Genomic DNA, 16,362 nt, shown 5'->3' with positions numbered 1-16,362 from the left:
GGCCCCAGGATTTCAGCGTTACAGCAAAATTGCCGGGGCTGCTTTGCAGCCCGATCGCGACACAAGGCCGCTCCTACAAGAATCGCGAACGGCCCTGCGCGGCACAGAATGCCGCGCCGTTTACTCTACTTTAGCCTTTTGCACGTCCTGCGACGCGGTCCAGACGCGGTAGCGCACTTCGACGTCCTTGGGCACATACACCACCACCGGCAGCTTGCTGTTGTAGCGCAGCATGAAGCCTTCACCGACCACTGGCACGAAGGCCTCGGTCTTCTTGCCATCGGGGCAGGCCATCAGTGTGCTGACCGGGCCGCTGACCTTGTCCAGGCGGTAGTAGCTGTAGCCCCAGCCTTCCAGGGTACGTTCCTCCAGGCTGCCGCCCAGGCGCTGGCGATTGCAGTCCACCTTCAGGGTCTTGCCGGCGAGGATTTCCAGTTGATAGGCCGATTCATCAGCCTGGGCCGGCAGGTGGATGACCTGCCGGGTGAAGCCTTTTTCCGCCTCGGGGTAGGGCGCGACGTCCTTCAGGCTGGCTGCCATCGCGGGTGCGGCGGTAGCCAGGGTCAGGGCCAGGATCGCGGTCATTGGGGTAGGGCGCATAGGGCCTCCTTGCAGATAAACGAATGCAAGACCGTCGCCAGGCCCAGGCCGCCCGTCACTGGGCCAACCAGCCACCATCGACGTTCCAGGCGGCACCGCGAACCTGGCTACCGGCCTCGCTGCACAGGAATAGTACCAGCTCACCCAGGTGTTCGGGGGTGACGAAGGCCAACGATGGCTGTTTTTCTGCCAGCAGATCGTGCTGTGCTTGCAGCGGATCGCCACCGTTGGCAGCACGATCGTCGATCTGCTTCTGCACCAGCGGGGTCAACACCCAGCCAGGGCAGATGGCATTGCAGGTGACGTTGCTGGTGGCGGTTTCCAGGCCGACCACCTTGGTCAGGCCGACCACGCCGTGCTTGGCTGCCACATAGGCCGCCTTGCCGGTGGAGCCGACCAGGCCATGCACCGAGGCGATGTTGATGATGCGCCCCCAGTTGCGCGCGCGCATGCCGGGCAGGGCCAGGCGCGTACCGTGGAACACGGCCGACAGGTTGAGGGCGATGATCTTGTCCCAGCTTTCCAGCGGGAACTGCTCCACCGGCGCCACGTGCTGGATACCGGCGTTGTTGACCAGGATGTCGACGCCGCCAAACTCGCGCTCGGCCAGGGCGAACAGCGCTTCGATCTGGGCCACATCCGACAGGTCGGCCGGGTGATGGACTGCCTTCCCCCCGTGCCGGGCGATCTCGGCCAGCGCCGGGGCTGGGTCGCCGAAGCCGTTGAGCACGATGTTGGCGCCTGCGCGGGCCAGTACCTGGGCAATGCCCAGGCCAATGCCGCTGGTGGAACCGGTGACGAGTGCGGTCTTGCCTTTGAGGGTCATGCAAAGCTCCTTAGACGATGCCGGTGGCGTAGAACGTGGCAATGACCACGAACACCGCCAGGGTCTTGATCAGGGTAATACCGAAAATGTCCTTGTAGGCCTCGCGGTGGGTCAGCCCGGTCACGGCCAGCAGGGTGATGACCGCACCGTTGTGCGGCAGGGTGTCCATGCCACCGCTGGCCATGGCGGCCACCCGGTGCAGCACTTCGAGCGGGATGTTGGCGGCGTTGGCGGCGGCGATGAAGCTGTCGCCCATGGCCGCCAGGGCGATGCTCATGCCGCCCGAGGCAGAGCCGGTGATACCAGCCAGCAGGGTCACGGTGATGGCTTCGTTGACCAACGGGTTGGGGATGCCGCGCAAGGCGTCGGCCAACACCAGAAAGCCCGGCAGCGAGGCGATCACTGCGCCAAAACCGTATTCCGAGGCGGTGTTCATGGCCGCCAGCAAGGCACCGCCCACGGCGCTCTTGGTGCCTTCGGCCAGGCGGGTACGAATGGCGCCGAAGGCACACACCAGCACCATCAGGATGCCCACCAGCAACGCCGCCTGCACCGCCCAGATGGCAGTGAGCTTGGCCACATCGCTTTGCACCGGCGTGCTCATGCCGGGCAGTTGCAGGCTGTGGCTGGGGCCATACCATTGCGGGATCCAGTGGGTGAACAGCAAGTTCATCACCCCTACCAGCAGCAGCGGCGACAGGGCCAGCCACGGGTTGGGCAGCGCCAGGTCGGCAGCGGTTTCCGGTTCGTTGCGCAAGTCGCTGCCATAGCCTTCGCCGGCGCGCTGGGCCTTGTTGCGCTGGCGCTGCAGGTAGGCCATGCCGACGCAGAACACGAACAGCGTGCCGATCAGGCCCAGCCAGGGCGCGGCCCAGGCGGTGGTGTTGAAGAAGGTGCTGGGGATGATGTTCTGGATCTGCGGGGTGCCGGGCAAGGCGTCCATGGTGAACGAGAACGCGCCCAGCGCAATGGTTGCCGGGATCAGGCGCTTGGGGATGTTGCTCTGGCGGAACATTTCGGCGGCGAACGGGTACACCGCGAACACCACCACGAACAGCGACACGCCGCCGTAGGTGAGCAGGGCGCAGACCAGCACGATAACCAGCATCGCCTGGCGGGTGCCGAGCACGCGGATTGCAGCAGCCACGATCGAGCGCGAGAAGCCGGACAGTTCGATCAGTTTGCCGAACACGGCCCCCAGCAGGAACACCGGGAAGTAGAGCTTGATGAAACCGACCATTTTCTCCATGAACACCCCGGTGAATGCGGGGGCCACGGCGGACGGGTCGGTGAGCAGTACCGCACCGAGGGCGGCGATGGGGGCGAAGAGGATTACGCTGTAGCCGCGGTAGGCGGCCAGCATCAGCAGGGCCAGAGCGGCGAGTGCGATGAGCACGGTCATCGGGGTGGGTCTCCTGGGTGAGTCTTGTTTTTATCGGTGAGCAGGAGATAGCGGGAATCGTGCCAGTTTTTAACTTGTTGATTTATGTGAGTATTTTGTTTTCTAGTGGATTTTTGTCTCTGACTTGAGATTTTTGGGGGCGCTTTGCGGCCCTATCGCGACACAAGGCCGCTCCCACAGGAGATCGCATACCGTCTGTGGGAGCGGCCTTGTGTCGCGATCGAGGGCGAAGCCCTCGCAGCAATCTCAAATCAGAAACATCAGTCTCCAATTGGAGACGAAAGTCCCAGCGCCACCATCTTCTTGTACAAGGTCGACCGCCCCAGCCCCAACGCTGCCGCGGCCTCTGGCACATTTCCCTCATGCTCAGCCAAGGCCCCGGCAATCAACTTGCGCTCGAACTCAGCGCAGGCTTCGCGGTAGCTCTGCCGCACAGGTTCACCCGCCACCGGGCTCAACGGCCCCAATGCCGCCCGTAGATCCGCCACCCCCAGCCGCGGCTGATCCGCCAGCAGCGTGGCCCGCTCCAGCACATTGCGCAGCTCGCGAATGTTCCCCGGCCATGCATGCCGCGCCAATAGCTGCTGCGCTTCGGCCTCCAGCTCGTACTGGCTGCCCAGTTCGCCCAGGATGGCCTCGCACAGCGCCGGCAGGTCCTCCAGCCGCTGCCGCAGGGGCGGCACTTCGATCGGCAGCACGTTCAACCGGTAATACAGGTCGGCGCGGAATGCCCCGCGGGCGATGGCCGCCTGCAGGTCGATGGAGGTGGCGGCAATGATGCGCACATCACTGCGCAGCATCTGGTTCGAGCCTACCGGCTCGTACTCCTTCTCCTGCAACACCCGCAGCAGCTTGCTCTGCAGCGCCAGCGGCATGTCGCCGATCTCGTCGAGGAACAGCGTACCGCCTTCGGCCAGCTGCAGCTTGCCGCTGCGGCCCTTGCGGTCGGCGCCGGTGAAGGCGCCGGGGGCAGTGCCGAAGAATTCGGCTTCCAGCAATGTCTCGGGGATTGCCGCGCTGTTTATGCTGACAAACGCCTTGTGTGCCCGCGCCGACGCCGCATGGATGGCATGGGCCAGCAGCTCCTTGCCGGTGCCGGTTTCGCCCAGCAGCAACACCGGCGAATCACTGCTTGCACCACGCCGGGCGCGGCGCTTGGCCTCCAGGCTGGCGGCGCTGCTGCCGACAAACTGGGCGAAGCTGTACTTGGCCTGGCGGGCGCGCAATTGCGAGCGGGTAGAGGCCAGCTCCTGCTGCATGCTGGAGTAACGTTTTAGCAGTGGCGACAGGCTGCGCAACTCATCGAACAGGGCAAAGCCGATGGCGCCGATCAGCGCACCTTGGTCGTCGTGGATGGGCAGGCGCATTACCACCAGCGGCTCGTTCGGGGTGTCGAGCATGTCCAGCAGGATTGGCCGACCATTGCTCACTACCTCGCGCATCAGGCTGCCCGGGATCACCGCCTCGCACGGCTGGCCGATGGCACTGGCGGCGTCGGCCAGGCCAAAGCGTCGGGCGTAGCGTTCGTTCATCCAGACGATGCGCGCCTGGCGGTCGACGATTACCGTGCCCTCGCTGGACTGCTCGATTATCTCGAACAGCGAGCGAATGGCCAGTTGCCGTACCTGGGGGTAGTCCTTGAGGCTGTCGCTGTCGTGCATGGGTAGAAATCCTGAAATCTGTAAAAGCAGGCCCGGCCTCTTCGCGGGTGAACCCGCTCCCACAAGTTCACTACAAATCTTGAGGACTGTGGGGTACCTGTGGGAGCGGGTTCACCCGCGAAGAGGCCAGGCCTGAAAACCTATCCCCTGGGGTCGAACGCCTCGCGCAAGGCATCGCCGATAAACACCAGCAACGACAAGATCACCGCCAGCGCAAAGAACGCGGTAAAGCCCAGCCATGGCGCCTCCAGGTGCTGTTTGCCCTGGGTCACCAGCTCACCCAGCGAAGCACTCCCGGCCGGCATGCCGAAACCGAGAAAATCCAGTGCTGTCAGGGTGGTAATCGCCCCGGTCAGCATGAACGGCACATAGGTCAGCGTCGCGTTCATGGCATTGGGCAGGATGTGCCGCAGCATCACCTGGCTGTCTGGCAACCCCAGCGCCCGGGCGGCCTTCACATATTCCAGGTTGCGACCGCGCAGGAACTCGGCGCGTACCACATCGACCAGGGTCAGCCAGGAGAACAGCGCCATGATCCCCAGCAGCCACCAGAAGTCCGGCTCGACGAAGCCGCTGAGGATGATCAGCAGGTACAGCACCGGCAACCCCGACCACACTTCCAGCAAGCGCTGGCCGACCAGGTCGACCCAGCCGCCGTGATAGCCTTGCAGGGCCCCGGCTGCCACCCCTATCAGTACGCTGACCACGGTCAGGGCGAAGGCGAACAGCAAGGATACCCGCATGCCATATAGCACCCGGGCCAGCACGTCGCGGCCCTGGTCGTCGGTGCCCAGCCAGTTGCTTGCGCTCGGCGGGCTGGGGGTGGGCACCTGCAGGTCGTAGTTGGGGGTATCGGCGCTGAACGGGATCGGTGCGAACAGCATCCAGCCACCTTGCTGCTCGATCAGCTGGCGTACATAGGCGCTGCGGTAGTCTGGCTGGAACGGCAGCTGGCCGCCGAACTGCTGCTCGGTGTAGCGCTTTAGCGCCGGCACGTACAGGTCGCCCTTGTAGGCGAGCAGCAGCGGTTTGTCGTTGGCCACCAGCTCGGCACACAGGCTCAGCAGCAGCAGGGCGGCGAACAGCCACAGCGAAACCCAGCCAAGGCGGTTGCGGCGAAAGCGTTGCAGGCGGCGACGGGAGATCGGTGAAAGCATCAGCGCGCCCTCGCGTCGAAGTCGATACGTGGGTCGAGCAGGGTGTACGACAGGTCACCGATCAGGCGGATCAGCAGGCCCGCCAGGGTGAAGATGAACAGCGTGCCGAACACCACCGGGTAATCCCGCGACACGGCCGCGTCGTAACTCATGCGGCCCAGGCCGTCGAGCGAGAAGATCACCTCGATCAGCAACGAGCCGGCGAAGAATACCGTGATCAACGCCTGCGGCAACCCGGCTACCACCAGCAGCATGGCATTGCGCAGTACGTGGCCATACAGCACCCGGCGCTCGCTCAGGCCCTTGGCGCGTGCGGTAACCACGTATTGCCGGGAAATCTCGTCGAGGAAGGCGTTTTTGGTCAGCAGCGTCAGGGTGGCGAAGCCGCCGATCACCAAGGCACCGACCGGCAGCACTAGGTGCCAGAAGTAGTCGGCGACCTTGCCCAGCAGGCTGAGTTCGTCGAAGTTGTCCGAGACCAGGCCACGCACCGGGAACCAGCTGAGCGAGGTGCCCCCGGCGAACAGCACGATCAGCAACAGGGCGAACAGGAACGAGGGCAGGGCATAGCCGACCACGATCAGCGCGCTGCTCCAGGCATCGAAGCGGCTGCCATGGCGCACCGCCTTGCGGATGCCCAGCGGGATCGACACCAGGTAGGTGATCAGCGTGGCCCAGAAGCCTAGCGACAGGGTGACCGGCAACTTGTCGAGGATCAGGTCGGTGACCTTGGCGCCGCGGAAGAAGCTGTTGCCGAAGTCCAGCCGAGCGTACTGACCCAGCATCAACCACAGGCGCTCGGGGGCGGACTTGTCGAAGCCGTATTGGCGTTTGATTTCCTCGATCAGTTTCGGGTCCAGGCCACGGGTGGCTCGTGACTCGCCGTGTACCACTTCGGCCCGGGCACCAGGAGCGCCGCCGCCTATGCCTTGCAGGCGTGCCACCGCCTGTTCCACCGGGCCACCCGGTGCAGCCTGGACGATGGCGAAGTTGACCAGCAGGATCGCCAGCAGCGTGGGGATGATCAGCAACAGGCGGCGCAGGATGTAGGTAGTCATGGCGAGGATTTCCGGCGTTCGGCCATTTGCGCGTTGGTCAGCGCAGTGGGGCTGACTTCCCACCAGGTGTCCAGGCCTTCGTCATAGGCAGCCTGGACCTTGGGCAGGCCGAAGCGGTTCCACCAGGCGGTGGAGCTGCCGGGTGGGTAGTAGTTGGGGATCCAGTAGTAGTTCCATTGCAGCACCCGGTCCAGGGCATGGGCGTGGTGCAGCATGTCGGCCTGGCTGTCGGCGCGCACTAGGCCGTCGATCAAGTGGTCCACGGCAGGGTCCTGCAGCACCATCAGGTTGTTCGAACCAGGGTCGTGGGCTGCTGCCGAGCCAAAATAGTTGTACAGCTCGGCGCCGGGCGACAGGGTGACCGGGTAGCCGGTCACGATCATGTCGTAGTCACGTGCCATCAGGCGGTTGACGTACTGGGCCGAATCGACGTTGCGGATGTCCAGTGTCACGCCAATCTGGGCCAGGTTGCGCTTCCACGGCAGCAGCAGGCGCTCCATGCCTGCCTGGCCGTTGAGGAAGGTGAACGCCAGCGGCGTGCCCTGGCTGTTCACCAGCCGGTCGCCCTCGGGGCGCCAGCCGGCTTGTTCGAGCAGCGCCAGTGCCTCCAGCTGTTGCTTGCGGACGATCCCCGAGCCATCGGTGACCGGGGCGGTGAACACGGTACTGAAGACTTCGTCCGGCACCTTGCCGCGCAACGGTTCGAGCAGTTTCAACTCGCCGGCATCCGGCAGTTGGCGGGCAGCCAGCGGGGTATTGGAGAACACGCTCTGCTGGCGGATGTACATGTTGCGCATCATCTGCCGGTTGCTCCATTCGTAGTCCCACAGCATGCCCAGCGCCTGGCGCACGCGGCGGTCCTTGAACTGCGGCCGATCGAGGTTGAACACGAAGCCCTGGGCCACCTGCGGTTTGGCCGGGCCCAGGTGGGCGCGCTGCAGGCGCCCGTCGTCCAGTTGCGCGCCGTTGTAGCCCAGGGTGTAGGCGGTGGCGGAGAATTCGCGGTTGTAATCGTAGCCGCCGCCCTTGAGCACCTGTCGCGCCACTTCGGTATCACCGAAGTACTCGATGCGCAGCTTGGCGAAATTGTAGCGGCCACGGCTGACCGGCAGGTCGCGCGCCCACCAGTTGGCGTCGCGCTCGAAGGTGATGCTGCGACCGTTGTCGATGCGCCCGATACGGTACGGCCCGCTGCCGACCGGCTTGTCGAAGCCGGCGCCGTTGGCGAAATCGCGCTGCTGCCAGTCGTGCTCGGGCAGTACCGGCAGGCTGGCGAGGTCCAGCGGCAGGGTGCGGCCGTGGTCGGGCTTGAAGTCGAAGCGCACGCTGTGCGGGCTTTCCACGGTGACAGCGGCAACATCGGCGAACTGGGTGCGGTACTTGAGGCTGCCCTTGCTCATCAGCAGTTCGAAGGTAAAGCGTACGTCCTCGGCGCGCACCGGCTTGCCATCGGCGAATGTGGCGCGTGGGTCGATCTCGAAACGCAGCCAGGCATCCTCCGGTCCGCGCTCCATGCGCCGGGCGATCAGGCCGTAGACGGTGTAGGGTTCATCGAACGAGCGCACGGCCAGTGGTGCGTACAGCAGGCCATCGACCTCGCTGACACCGATGCCTTTGTCGATGTACGGCAGGATATGGTCGAACTGGCCGATCTCGATGGCCGAGCGGCGCAGGATGCCGCCCTTGGGGGCGTTCGGGTTGACGTAGTCGAAATGCTGGAAGGTGGCGTTATAGCGGGGGGCTTCGCCGTAGACGGTGAGGGCGTGGGTGGAGGCAGCGTGGGCATTGAAAGCCAGGCAAAGCAGGAGCAGGCACCACAATCTCTGTGGGAGCGGGCGTGCCCGCGAATGCGTCAGATCAGGTAGCCTCGTTGTACGGGCTGACGCATTCGCGGGCTCGCCCGCTCCCACAGGGGATTTCATCGGCTGCGCGGACTTAGTCCTGGCGGCTGGTCACTTCCAGCAGGTGGTAGCCGAACTGGGTCTTCACCGGGCCTTGCACGGTGTTGATCGGGGCGCTGAACACCACGGTATCGAATTCCTTGACCATCTGGCCTGGGCCGAACGAGCCCAAGTCACCGCCCTGGCGGCTGGACGGGCAGGTGGAGTTGGCTTTGGCGATTTCAGCGAAGTCGGCGCCTGCTTCGATCTGGGCTTTCAGTTCGTTGCATTTATCTTCGCTGCTGACCAGGATGTGGCGGGCGGTTGCACGGGCCATGGGTACTGCTCCTTGGGGTAAAAAAGGCAAGCCTAGCGCACTTGTCCGGGGTATGTCTCGCCAGGCTTGCAACCCGCTGCCTAGAGTTTTTGTGCCGCCTCGCGCAACAGGGTTTCGGTCGAGGCCCAGCCCAGGCAGCCGTCGGTGATCGACACGCCGTATTTCAGCGCACCCTTGCCTAGCGCCTGGCAGCCGTCGAACAGGTGCCCTTCGATCATCACCCCGACGATCGAGCGGTCGCCGGCCAGGCGCTGCTCCAGCACATCGTTGAATACCGCCGGCTGGCGCGCCGGGTCCTTGCCGCTGTTGGCATGGCTGCAATCGACCATGATCCGCGCCTGCAACCCGGCCTTGGCCAGCGCCTGCCGAGCCATGGCGATGCTGTCGGCGTCAAAGTTCGGGCCCTTGTGGCCGCCGCGCAGCACCAGGTGGGTGTCCGGGTTGCCCAAGGTCTCGATGATGGCCGGGTAGCCTTGCGCATCCATGCCGAAGTGGCGGTGCGGGTGGGCGGCGCTGCGCATGGCGTCGCTGGCGATGGCGATGCCGCCGTCGGTGCCGTTCTTGAAGCCGACCGGCAACTCCAGGCCACTGACCATTTCGCGGTGGATTTGCGACTCGGTAGTGCGCGCACCAATCGCGGCCCAGGCCAGAAGGTCATCGAAGTAGCCGGCGGCCATTGGCTGCAGCAGTTCGGTGGCGACCGGCAGGCCGCGTTCGATCATGTTCAGCATCAGCCCGCGGGACAGGGCGATGCCGGCGTGCATGTCGTCGCTGCCATCGAGATGCGGGTCGTAGGCCAGGCCTTTCCAGCCGACCGTTGTGCGGGGCTTTTCGACGTAGGCGCGCATCACCAACAGCAGCTTGTCGTCGACTTCGCGGCTGAGGGCGGCCAGGCGGTCGGCGTATTCCAGGGCCGAGCGCGGGTCGTGGATAGAGCACGGGCCAACGATCACCAGCAGGCGCTGGTCGCGGCCTTCGAGGATGTCGCGGATGGCCTGGCGGTGGGCATGGACTTGCTGAGTAAGTTCGCTCGACAGCGGCATTTGCTGCTTGAGCAGGTGCGGGCTGGGCAGGCGCTGGCTGACGGTGGTGTTGGCTGCTTGTGGCTGGGTCAGGGCGAGGCTGGAAGCTTGCATGGCGTTTTTCCCTGGGCGGACGGCGGGTTCTGGCCCGCGTGGTCGGCCCTATCGAGGTGTTCGACAGATCGTTGAATTCGTATTGGTTGCTGCATTGCCACCTGTGCAAGACCGAACGGAGGCGGCAGGCTGGCCCGAACGGGATTGGCTAAATCGCCAGGCGAAGGTGTTTGCGTAGTAAGTGGCGTAGTTCATGAATCTGTCCTCAATGTGAATCGGTGTTGTTCAAAGGCCTGAAAAGCAAAACCCCCGGTCGGGGAGCCGACCGGGGGTTTGAGTATTCTCATGTTCGGCGGCCCCTCGAAGGTGGGCGCCGTGTGGGTATCGGCGCCTAGTGGCTAAACCAATACCCGAAGTAATAGCTGGCAGGTGCCACGCAGCCGGCAACGGCCAGCACAGGGCGCAGGGTGCGACCGGTGTGGTTGGCGTGGTTGCGGGTGTGTTTCGGCATGTTGCTCTCCAGTGAATGAACCCGAGCTTACTTCAGTTCGGCTGGGCCATTCAATGGATAAGTGCTATGGGGATGATCAATTGTTCCTGTACTGCCTGGTTCAATGGCCATAGCGCCCGACCAGACTCTGCGCCCCTAGCGCGTGGCCTTGCAGCAGTTGCAGCAGACCGCTGCGGTCCAGGCCTTCGGGCAGGGTACCCAATGGCAGGTCGGTGGCGATCAGCGTCAGCGCGTAGTGGTGCGGGTTGTCGCCGGCGGGTGGGCAGGGGCCTCGGTAGCTGAGCGTGCCCCGCGAGTTGCGCCCCACCGTCACCCCTTGCCCGGTCAGCCCGGCCACGCCTTCCTTCAGCCCATCCTGGGCCGGGTCGATGTTGTAGGCGATCCAGTGGACCACACCAATACCTTTGCCGCCGTCTGGGTCGAACATGATCAGTGCCAGCGACCGGGTGCCTGCGGGGAGGTTTTCCCAGCTCAGTTGCGGAGTGCGCTCTTCACCAGCACCGCAGGCCGGGTCCGGGCCAACCTGTTGCAAGGCGATCACGCCGCCATCGGTGAAAGACGATGAGCTGATCGACAGCGCGCCCTGGCCGCCGGCGACGGCCAAGACGCTGCACGGCAGCAGGGCGGTGAGCAGCCAGGGTTTGAGGTTCATGGCGAATCCTCGGCAGGGCGTTCCGGCGCAGTGTAGCCCAGGCCGGCCTCAATGGCTGTCCTGGTCCTCGGCGGTGCCACCCGAATGCCCGGCACCGGAGCCGGTGGCTTCGCCAGTGCTGTTGGAGCCGCCTGCGGCGCCGTCGGCGGCATCGCTGTTGCTGCCGGTGTCGCTGCTGTCGTTGGCTTTGCTGCTGCCAGGGCTGTTGACGCTGCTGCCTTCACCGGCGGTCTTGCCACCCTGCTGGTCGGTTTGCGGGCGGCTATCGGTGTCTGTGTCGGTTGCGGCGAAGCTGGTGCCAGTGACGCTGGCCAGGGCAAGGGCAAGGCACAGAGAGAAGGGGCGAATGCGGATCATGGAACGTCTCCTTAGCGGATGATCTGTCATTCGTTGGGCTGGAGGCAGGGGGCGGGGTGCCGTCTGGGCGACGGGTGGTCATCCTGGGTGGGCTGCCGTGCAGCCCACTCGCGATGCAAAGCCGATTGCAAATGGGGCCGCGCAGGCCCCGAACAAGGCGATCAGCGGCAGTTGCCCGCCTTGCGATAACCCGCTGCCTGCGCCTCACCCTCGGTGGCGAAGGTGACCTGGTTCTTCGCGGCAACCTGGTTATAGCCCGGGCAGCCGACGGAAAGGTGATAGACATGGCTGTTGCGGTTGCCAAGCACTGCCCCCACCGACCCGGCACTGGCCAGGCTCGGCTTGGCCTCAGGTTTGGCGGCCTTCGCCGGCACCGCTTGCACCACACCGCCGCCGACCGGCTTGTAGTTGGCAGTCCATTTGCGTTCCCCGGTCACGAAGGGGTTGGCATGCCCCATGATCGCGGCAATGCGCCGGTTACGCTCCTTCTCCCAGGCCGAAACCGGGTGCTGTTTGTCCCAGGCCATCAGCAACTGCTGCTGTTGGCGCGACATGCTCAGCTTGTATCGGTCGTACATGTAGAAGGTGGTGCGGGCAACCAGGCCTTTCACCTCGTCACGTGGTTCGGCAGCACGCTGCACGAAGTCGACCTTGGTGGAGCACTGGCCGTATTGCCCTGTATTGCCAGCAACCATGCCGTAGTTGAAATTGCTGCGGTCGCCGTTGACCTCGCCCACTGCCGGGTACAGGTTGAACAGGTCGGCCTCCATGGCGCGGAACACCGGGTCGTCATCCACACAATGCTCGCGGCCACCGTTCTTCCAGCACTGGCGCTGGTTGCCGAAGGTATGGGCCGGCACGATGTGCTCCCATTCGGTGCGTTCGGCGCGGTTCTGCTGCTTGCGGGCCTGGTAGCCGCACGAGGCAGCATCGATACGCCCGCCAGACTTGCCCACCCAGGCCCATTTGCAGCCGCAGTACAGGTCGCCCATGGCACTGCTGGCCTGGTCCATGTACACCTTCTGCTTGGCCACCACCTTGGCCTCGGTGAAGGTCGCCGGCGGGCTGGCAAGCGCGGGGAGGGTGAAGGAAAAGAGTAAGGATACGGCGTAAAGCAGTGATTTCATGGGAAAAACATATTTCAGGTTGGGGCGCGCATTGTAATCATTTCCTTCGGGCTGGCGAGCTCGCTGATTCACTTCAGAGCCCTTGGGGCTGCCTTGCAGCCCATCGCGACGCAAGGCCGCTCCCACTGGTACAGCGCAGGCCCCGGATGGAACATGGCCTGTAGGAGCGGCCTTGTGTCGCGAAAGGGCCGCAAAGCGGCCCCGGCGATTCTGTTAACCTCATCGTTTCAGATGGGGAAGCTCAAGTGCGGGTTGAACGGGCGCTTTGAGATTGCCTTACAGGGTCATCCATCCTGGTATCCATAGCGTTAGATGTTGCAGGGTGTGGCGTAGGTTTTGGAAACAAGTCATCATATGATGGTGGAGACGGCGAAGTTTCTCGCGGTGGATTATATGAAAATGATGACGGCTCATAGGCTGGAGGCGAATAATCTGGTAGAACCCTCGAACCACCGGGTGAAGCCGGGCGATGTGCTCGGATTTCCTGCAGTGATATATTATCCTCTTGTGTCAGAGAATTTCGCATCGATCGCGGATTTTGTCTGGTAGCGTCTCCCGTTATTTGATGGTCCCTCACCCGAGCCTGATGAAGCCTTCTATTTCGCCAGTTCGAAATGGTGGGTTTTTTAATCCCCCTTACAACAGAAGCTCCAGTGAATAGCATCCCAACTGCGGTAACCCCCCAACCCGCATAGCTTAACTTGTTGGAAAGCTCTGGGTTTTTCTTTTGAGTGGCTGTGCCCGCAATCTGCAGGGCCAGACCAACACCCTGAAAAGCGACACCGGTCCAGGCCAGTCCAAATTGAAGCGTCAAAGGGGGGCCCCATGGCGCAGCGATGATCGACCCGACGAGGACCACGGCCGAAAGCGCTACGATTATCGTTTTGAGTGTGCTCACTATTCTGTTGCCTGAATCATCCTGGTAATGAGGCGCCCTGTCGCCGCTAATCGGGCTTACCTTATGCCCGGTAGGGTCGCGCCACCGGACCGGGTTGCCCAGGGCATACTGGTACGGGTTGACCCCTGCTTCTTCCGGTGCCAGCGAGTCGGGGCTGTGGAAGCGCATCAGCATCGGGTTGTAGGCGCGGTAGCCGCTGCCGGGCAGGTGCCAGCCAAGGGCTTCCTCGCGCACCTCGCCATTGAACGCCAGCAGGCAGCGCATGCCATTGTCGTCAGGGCGTTCGCCATAGGCGCTGTAGTTGGCATGACGTGTGCCTTCGCGGTCGGCCTCGGTGACGATGCTGCCGGCATTGTCGGTCAGCAGCAACAGCGGGTCGGTAGGTGCGTCCGAGCGCTGCACCGCCAGGGCATGGTTGCCCTCCAGCAGGTACTGGGTCAGCAGGTTGCCTTCCTGGGTAGTGTCCAGGCGATGGTCCTGGTAACGCCGTTGCACCACGCGGCTGCCACCGTGCACACTGGCCAGCAACTGGTCATGGCCATCGTACAGGTAGCGGGCCAGTTCGCTACCGTCTGCTTCCAGCACGCGTTCCAGGCGGCCGCGCAGGTCGTACTCCAGGGTGCGCCCCTGCTCGTCGTTGAGCATGTTGCCGCGCGTGTCGTAGCGGAAGCTTTGCGTGGCCGGGTAGTCCGCGTGGGTGTGGGTCACCTCGGTCAGCTGGAAGCTGTCGTCGTTGGCATAGGTGAAGCGCGCGGTGTCCTTGCTGCCATCGGCAAACCGTGTCACGCAGCGCTCGAGGTTGTCCAGGGCATCGAAGGCAAAGGTTTGCGAGTAGATCGAGCGGCCTTTGGTATTGCACGGCAAGGCCTGCCAGCGTTCGTCTTCCTTGGGTATGGTGCCCCAGTCACCCTGGTAATCGTGAGCCCGGAGGCGATTGAGCTCGTCATATTCGAACACTTCCTTGCGCAGGAACGCGTCCTCGTTCGCATCGCTGTCGTTGTACAGGGTGCGTGATTGCAGCGTCGTGCCATCCAGCCATTTCAACACCAGTACTTGCTTGTGGTCCTGCGTTTCGAGCGTGCGCCGATGTTCACGGCCCAGGTCGTCGTAGGTCTGGGTAGTGCGCACAAAGCGTGCTGGCTCGCGGGTATCGCAGGTGGTGGTGGTTTCCAGCAGGCCCAGGCTGTTGTATTCGAGCCTGGCCTGCAGGTGGCCCTGGGTGACGGTGGTTACCCGCCCCAGCGAGTCATACGCATACAGGCAGGCGACCCCGTCACTGTGCTTGCGGTAGCGCAGGCGCCCTTGCAGGGAGTGCTGGTTGTGAATCTTGTACTGTTCCTTGTCGTCTACGCTCCACTGTTCCTCGGCCAGGTAGCCCTGGTCGGTGTAGGTGTAGGCGCGGCCACCGTTGGCATTGTCGGCGCTGACCACTTCGGCACTGGTGGGGCGGAAGGCGAATTCGGCTTCGTTGGCGGCGTGCGGCTCTGGCGTGCCTTCGAGCGTGGCGGTGATATGGGTGGGCTGGAGGGTCAGCGCCGGCTTGTACTGGTAGCGCTCGACGTGCTTGCGTGGGTCGTTGCGGGCCGGGTCGGTGTTGCTGATGGTGCGTGAGTCCATCAGGTCGGTCTGGCCCTGGTATTGGTAAGTTTCCAGGCGCGGGCCTACCGCCATGCTGGTCAGGCGTTCGAGGCCGTCGAACGTGCGTTTGCACACGGCCCTTGCCGGTGCGCCGCTGCGATCTTGCACTGTCAGCAGGGTGGTCAGTTCAGCGGTGCTGCGTTCGTCGAAGGTGCGCGTCAGCACGCTGCCATCGGCACGCACGGTTTCGAACAGGCGGGCCCAGTGGTCATATTTGTACTCGGTAACGCGCGGCTTTAGGTTGTGCTCGGGCGCGAAGCTGAGCGTTTCCGTCACGGCCCGGCCCAGGCCATCGTAGACGTAGTCGGTGCGGTCGACTTGAACCGGCTTGGCCCCTTCTTCGGCATCGGCGGGCAGATGCAGGCGGTATTCGTAAACCGGCTTGTCGAAGCGGTTGTATTCGGTCACACGGTGTTGCTGCTTGATGCCCGGCTGGTCAGGGCGCTCCTGCCACTGCTCGATCTTGTTGCCGTCGGCACCGAAGGGCGAGAATTGGCTGATGAGCTTGACGCCATCCGGTTGCAGCACCTGGCAGCGTTGCCCCCAGGTGCCGTAGCTGAAGTGTGAGGTCAGCGCGATGACCTGCTCGTCGCTGTTGTCGCTGCCAGGCGCGGCGGGCAGGTAGTCGAACTGGGTTTTGCTGGCGACGCGGCCAAGCGAGTCGTAGGTGGTTTCCCACACCTTGCGGGTGATGGTGGACTGCGGGTCGTCCAGCGCCTTCAGGGTGCGTTCTTCGCGCACCGGGCGATTGAGCCCGTCATGGTAGGTGCGGGTGACCACCTTGTTGACGTCGGTCGTCTCGGCGTACCACAGCGTGCGCTGGTTTTCCGTGACCCTGCCATAGCGATAGCCGCGGGTGGCGGTGTACTCGGGCTGGTCCGGCGCTACGGTTTCGGCGACCAGCCGGTTGACAGTGTCATAGCCATAACGGGTGATCACGCCATTGGTGTCTTGCGCGTCGATGAGCTGATTGCGCAGGGCGCTGTGCAGGCTGCTGGTGGCCCTTTCGAGCGTGCCGCCATGGGGCTTGAACGTGGCGGTGGTGTGCAGGCAGGTCAGCTTGCCGCTGTCGTCCTTGCGTTGCTCATAGTGCCATTCGGTGCGCGACTCGGTCTTGCCCAGCTGCATCTTCTGGTAGTCGGGACGCCCATGCAGGAACACGTTATCGGGCATGTTCAGGTG

Annotated in this window: 13 protein-coding genes; all 13 read right to left on the bottom strand. The window is 64.0% G+C overall.

Features of this window, described 5'->3' with window-relative positions:
• Window positions 1-120: 120 nt before the first annotated feature.
• Window positions 121-600 (bottom strand): serine protease inhibitor ecotin, encoded by a 480-nt coding sequence (eco, locus tag JV551A3_RS15850; protein ID WP_133972415.1) that lies wholly within the window; start codon window positions 598-600, stop codon window positions 121-123.
• Window positions 601-655: 55 nt separating this feature from the next.
• The gene (gene hbdH, locus JV551A3_RS15845; RefSeq protein WP_112253394.1) at window positions 656-1,426 is read right to left on the bottom strand and encodes a 3-hydroxybutyrate dehydrogenase; all 771 of its coding nucleotides are present in this window, start codon (window positions 1,424-1,426) and stop codon (window positions 656-658) included.
• A 10-nt stretch (window positions 1,427-1,436) separates the two neighbouring features.
• The gene (locus tag JV551A3_RS15840) at window positions 1,437-2,828 is read right to left on the bottom strand and encodes a GntP family permease (protein WP_133972417.1); all 1,392 of its coding nucleotides are present in this window, start codon (window positions 2,826-2,828) and stop codon (window positions 1,437-1,439) included.
• 260 nt (window positions 2,829-3,088) lie between these two features.
• A complete protein-coding gene (locus JV551A3_RS15835) occupies window positions 3,089-4,489 on the bottom strand; it encodes a sigma-54 interaction domain-containing protein (RefSeq protein ID WP_133972419.1) in 1,401 nt (466 codons plus the stop codon).
• 140 nt (window positions 4,490-4,629) lie between these two features.
• Window positions 4,630-5,646: an ABC transporter permease gene (locus JV551A3_RS15830; RefSeq protein WP_133972421.1), complete on the bottom strand. Its 1,017-nt coding sequence runs from the start codon at window positions 5,644-5,646 to the stop codon at window positions 4,630-4,632.
• Window positions 5,646-6,704 (bottom strand): microcin C ABC transporter permease YejB, encoded by a 1,059-nt coding sequence (locus JV551A3_RS15825; RefSeq protein WP_133972423.1) that lies wholly within the window; start codon window positions 6,702-6,704, stop codon window positions 5,646-5,648. Before JV551A3_RS15825 ends, JV551A3_RS15830 begins: the two co-directional genes overlap by 1 nt.
• Window positions 6,701-8,626 carry an extracellular solute-binding protein gene (locus JV551A3_RS15820; RefSeq protein WP_133978905.1) on the bottom strand — a complete coding sequence of 642 codons (1,926 nt, stop codon included), beginning with the start codon at window positions 8,624-8,626 and terminating at the stop codon, window positions 6,701-6,703. The genes JV551A3_RS15825 and JV551A3_RS15820 overlap by 4 nt, the downstream gene beginning before the upstream one ends.
• A gap of 13 nt (window positions 8,627-8,639) precedes the next feature.
• Window positions 8,640-8,921, bottom strand: coding sequence for a peptidylprolyl isomerase (locus JV551A3_RS15815; RefSeq protein ID WP_039602126.1), 282 nt, complete (start codon window positions 8,919-8,921; stop codon window positions 8,640-8,642).
• 80 nt (window positions 8,922-9,001) lie between these two features.
• Window positions 9,002-10,057: a 3-deoxy-7-phosphoheptulonate synthase gene (locus JV551A3_RS15810; protein ID WP_133972427.1), complete on the bottom strand. Its 1,056-nt coding sequence runs from the start codon at window positions 10,055-10,057 to the stop codon at window positions 9,002-9,004.
• A gap of 551 nt (window positions 10,058-10,608) precedes the next feature.
• A complete protein-coding gene (locus JV551A3_RS15805) occupies window positions 10,609-11,160 on the bottom strand; it encodes a YbhB/YbcL family Raf kinase inhibitor-like protein (RefSeq protein WP_133972429.1) in 552 nt (183 codons plus the stop codon).
• Window positions 11,161-11,208: 48 nt separating this feature from the next.
• On the bottom strand, window positions 11,209-11,517 hold the full coding sequence (locus JV551A3_RS15800) for a hypothetical protein (protein ID WP_133972431.1): 309 nt from the start codon (window positions 11,515-11,517) through the stop codon (window positions 11,209-11,211).
• Window positions 11,518-11,678: 161 nt separating this feature from the next.
• Window positions 11,679-12,644 carry an endonuclease gene (locus JV551A3_RS15795; protein ID WP_133972433.1) on the bottom strand — a complete coding sequence of 322 codons (966 nt, stop codon included), beginning with the start codon at window positions 12,642-12,644 and terminating at the stop codon, window positions 11,679-11,681.
• Window positions 12,645-12,885: 241 nt separating this feature from the next.
• Window positions 12,886-16,362, bottom strand: a 3,477-nt coding sequence (locus JV551A3_RS15790; protein WP_133978903.1) for an RHS repeat-associated core domain-containing protein, incomplete at its 5' end; no start/stop codon positions are given.

Source organism: Pseudomonas inefficax (genome assembly GCF_900277125.1).
GTDB classification, from domain to species: Bacteria; Pseudomonadota; Gammaproteobacteria; order Pseudomonadales; family Pseudomonadaceae; genus Aquipseudomonas; species Aquipseudomonas inefficax.
This window is presented reverse-complemented; position numbering and strand designations above follow the sequence as displayed.

Excerpts from the sequence above, each read along its gene's own strand:
- eco (WP_133972415.1), bottom strand. The coding sequence starts at position 600 with ATGCGCCCTACCCCAATGACCGCGATCCTGGCCCTGACCCTGGCTACC.
- hbdH (WP_112253394.1), bottom strand. The coding sequence starts at position 1,426 with ATGACCCTCAAAGGCAAGACCGCACTCGTCACCGGTTCCACCAGCGGC.
- JV551A3_RS15840 (WP_133972417.1), bottom strand. The coding sequence starts at position 2,828 with ATGACCGTGCTCATCGCACTCGCCGCTCTGGCCCTGCTGATGCTGGCC.
- JV551A3_RS15835 (WP_133972419.1), bottom strand. The coding sequence starts at position 4,489 with ATGCACGACAGCGACAGCCTCAAGGACTACCCCCAGGTACGGCAACTG.
- JV551A3_RS15830 (WP_133972421.1), bottom strand. The coding sequence starts at position 5,646 with ATGCTTTCACCGATCTCCCGTCGCCGCCTGCAACGCTTTCGCCGCAAC.
- JV551A3_RS15825 (WP_133972423.1), bottom strand. The coding sequence starts at position 6,704 with ATGACTACCTACATCCTGCGCCGCCTGTTGCTGATCATCCCCACGCTG.
- JV551A3_RS15820 (WP_133978905.1), bottom strand. The coding sequence starts at position 8,626 with ATGAAATCCCCTGTGGGAGCGGGCGAGCCCGCGAATGCGTCAGCCCGT.
- JV551A3_RS15815 (WP_039602126.1), bottom strand. The coding sequence starts at position 8,921 with ATGGCCCGTGCAACCGCCCGCCACATCCTGGTCAGCAGCGAAGATAAA.
- JV551A3_RS15810 (WP_133972427.1), bottom strand. The coding sequence starts at position 10,057 with ATGCAAGCTTCCAGCCTCGCCCTGACCCAGCCACAAGCAGCCAACACC.
- JV551A3_RS15805 (WP_133972429.1), bottom strand. The coding sequence starts at position 11,160 with ATGAACCTCAAACCCTGGCTGCTCACCGCCCTGCTGCCGTGCAGCGTC.
- JV551A3_RS15800 (WP_133972431.1), bottom strand. The coding sequence starts at position 11,517 with ATGATCCGCATTCGCCCCTTCTCTCTGTGCCTTGCCCTTGCCCTGGCC.
- JV551A3_RS15795 (WP_133972433.1), bottom strand. The coding sequence starts at position 12,644 with ATGAAATCACTGCTTTACGCCGTATCCTTACTCTTTTCCTTCACCCTC.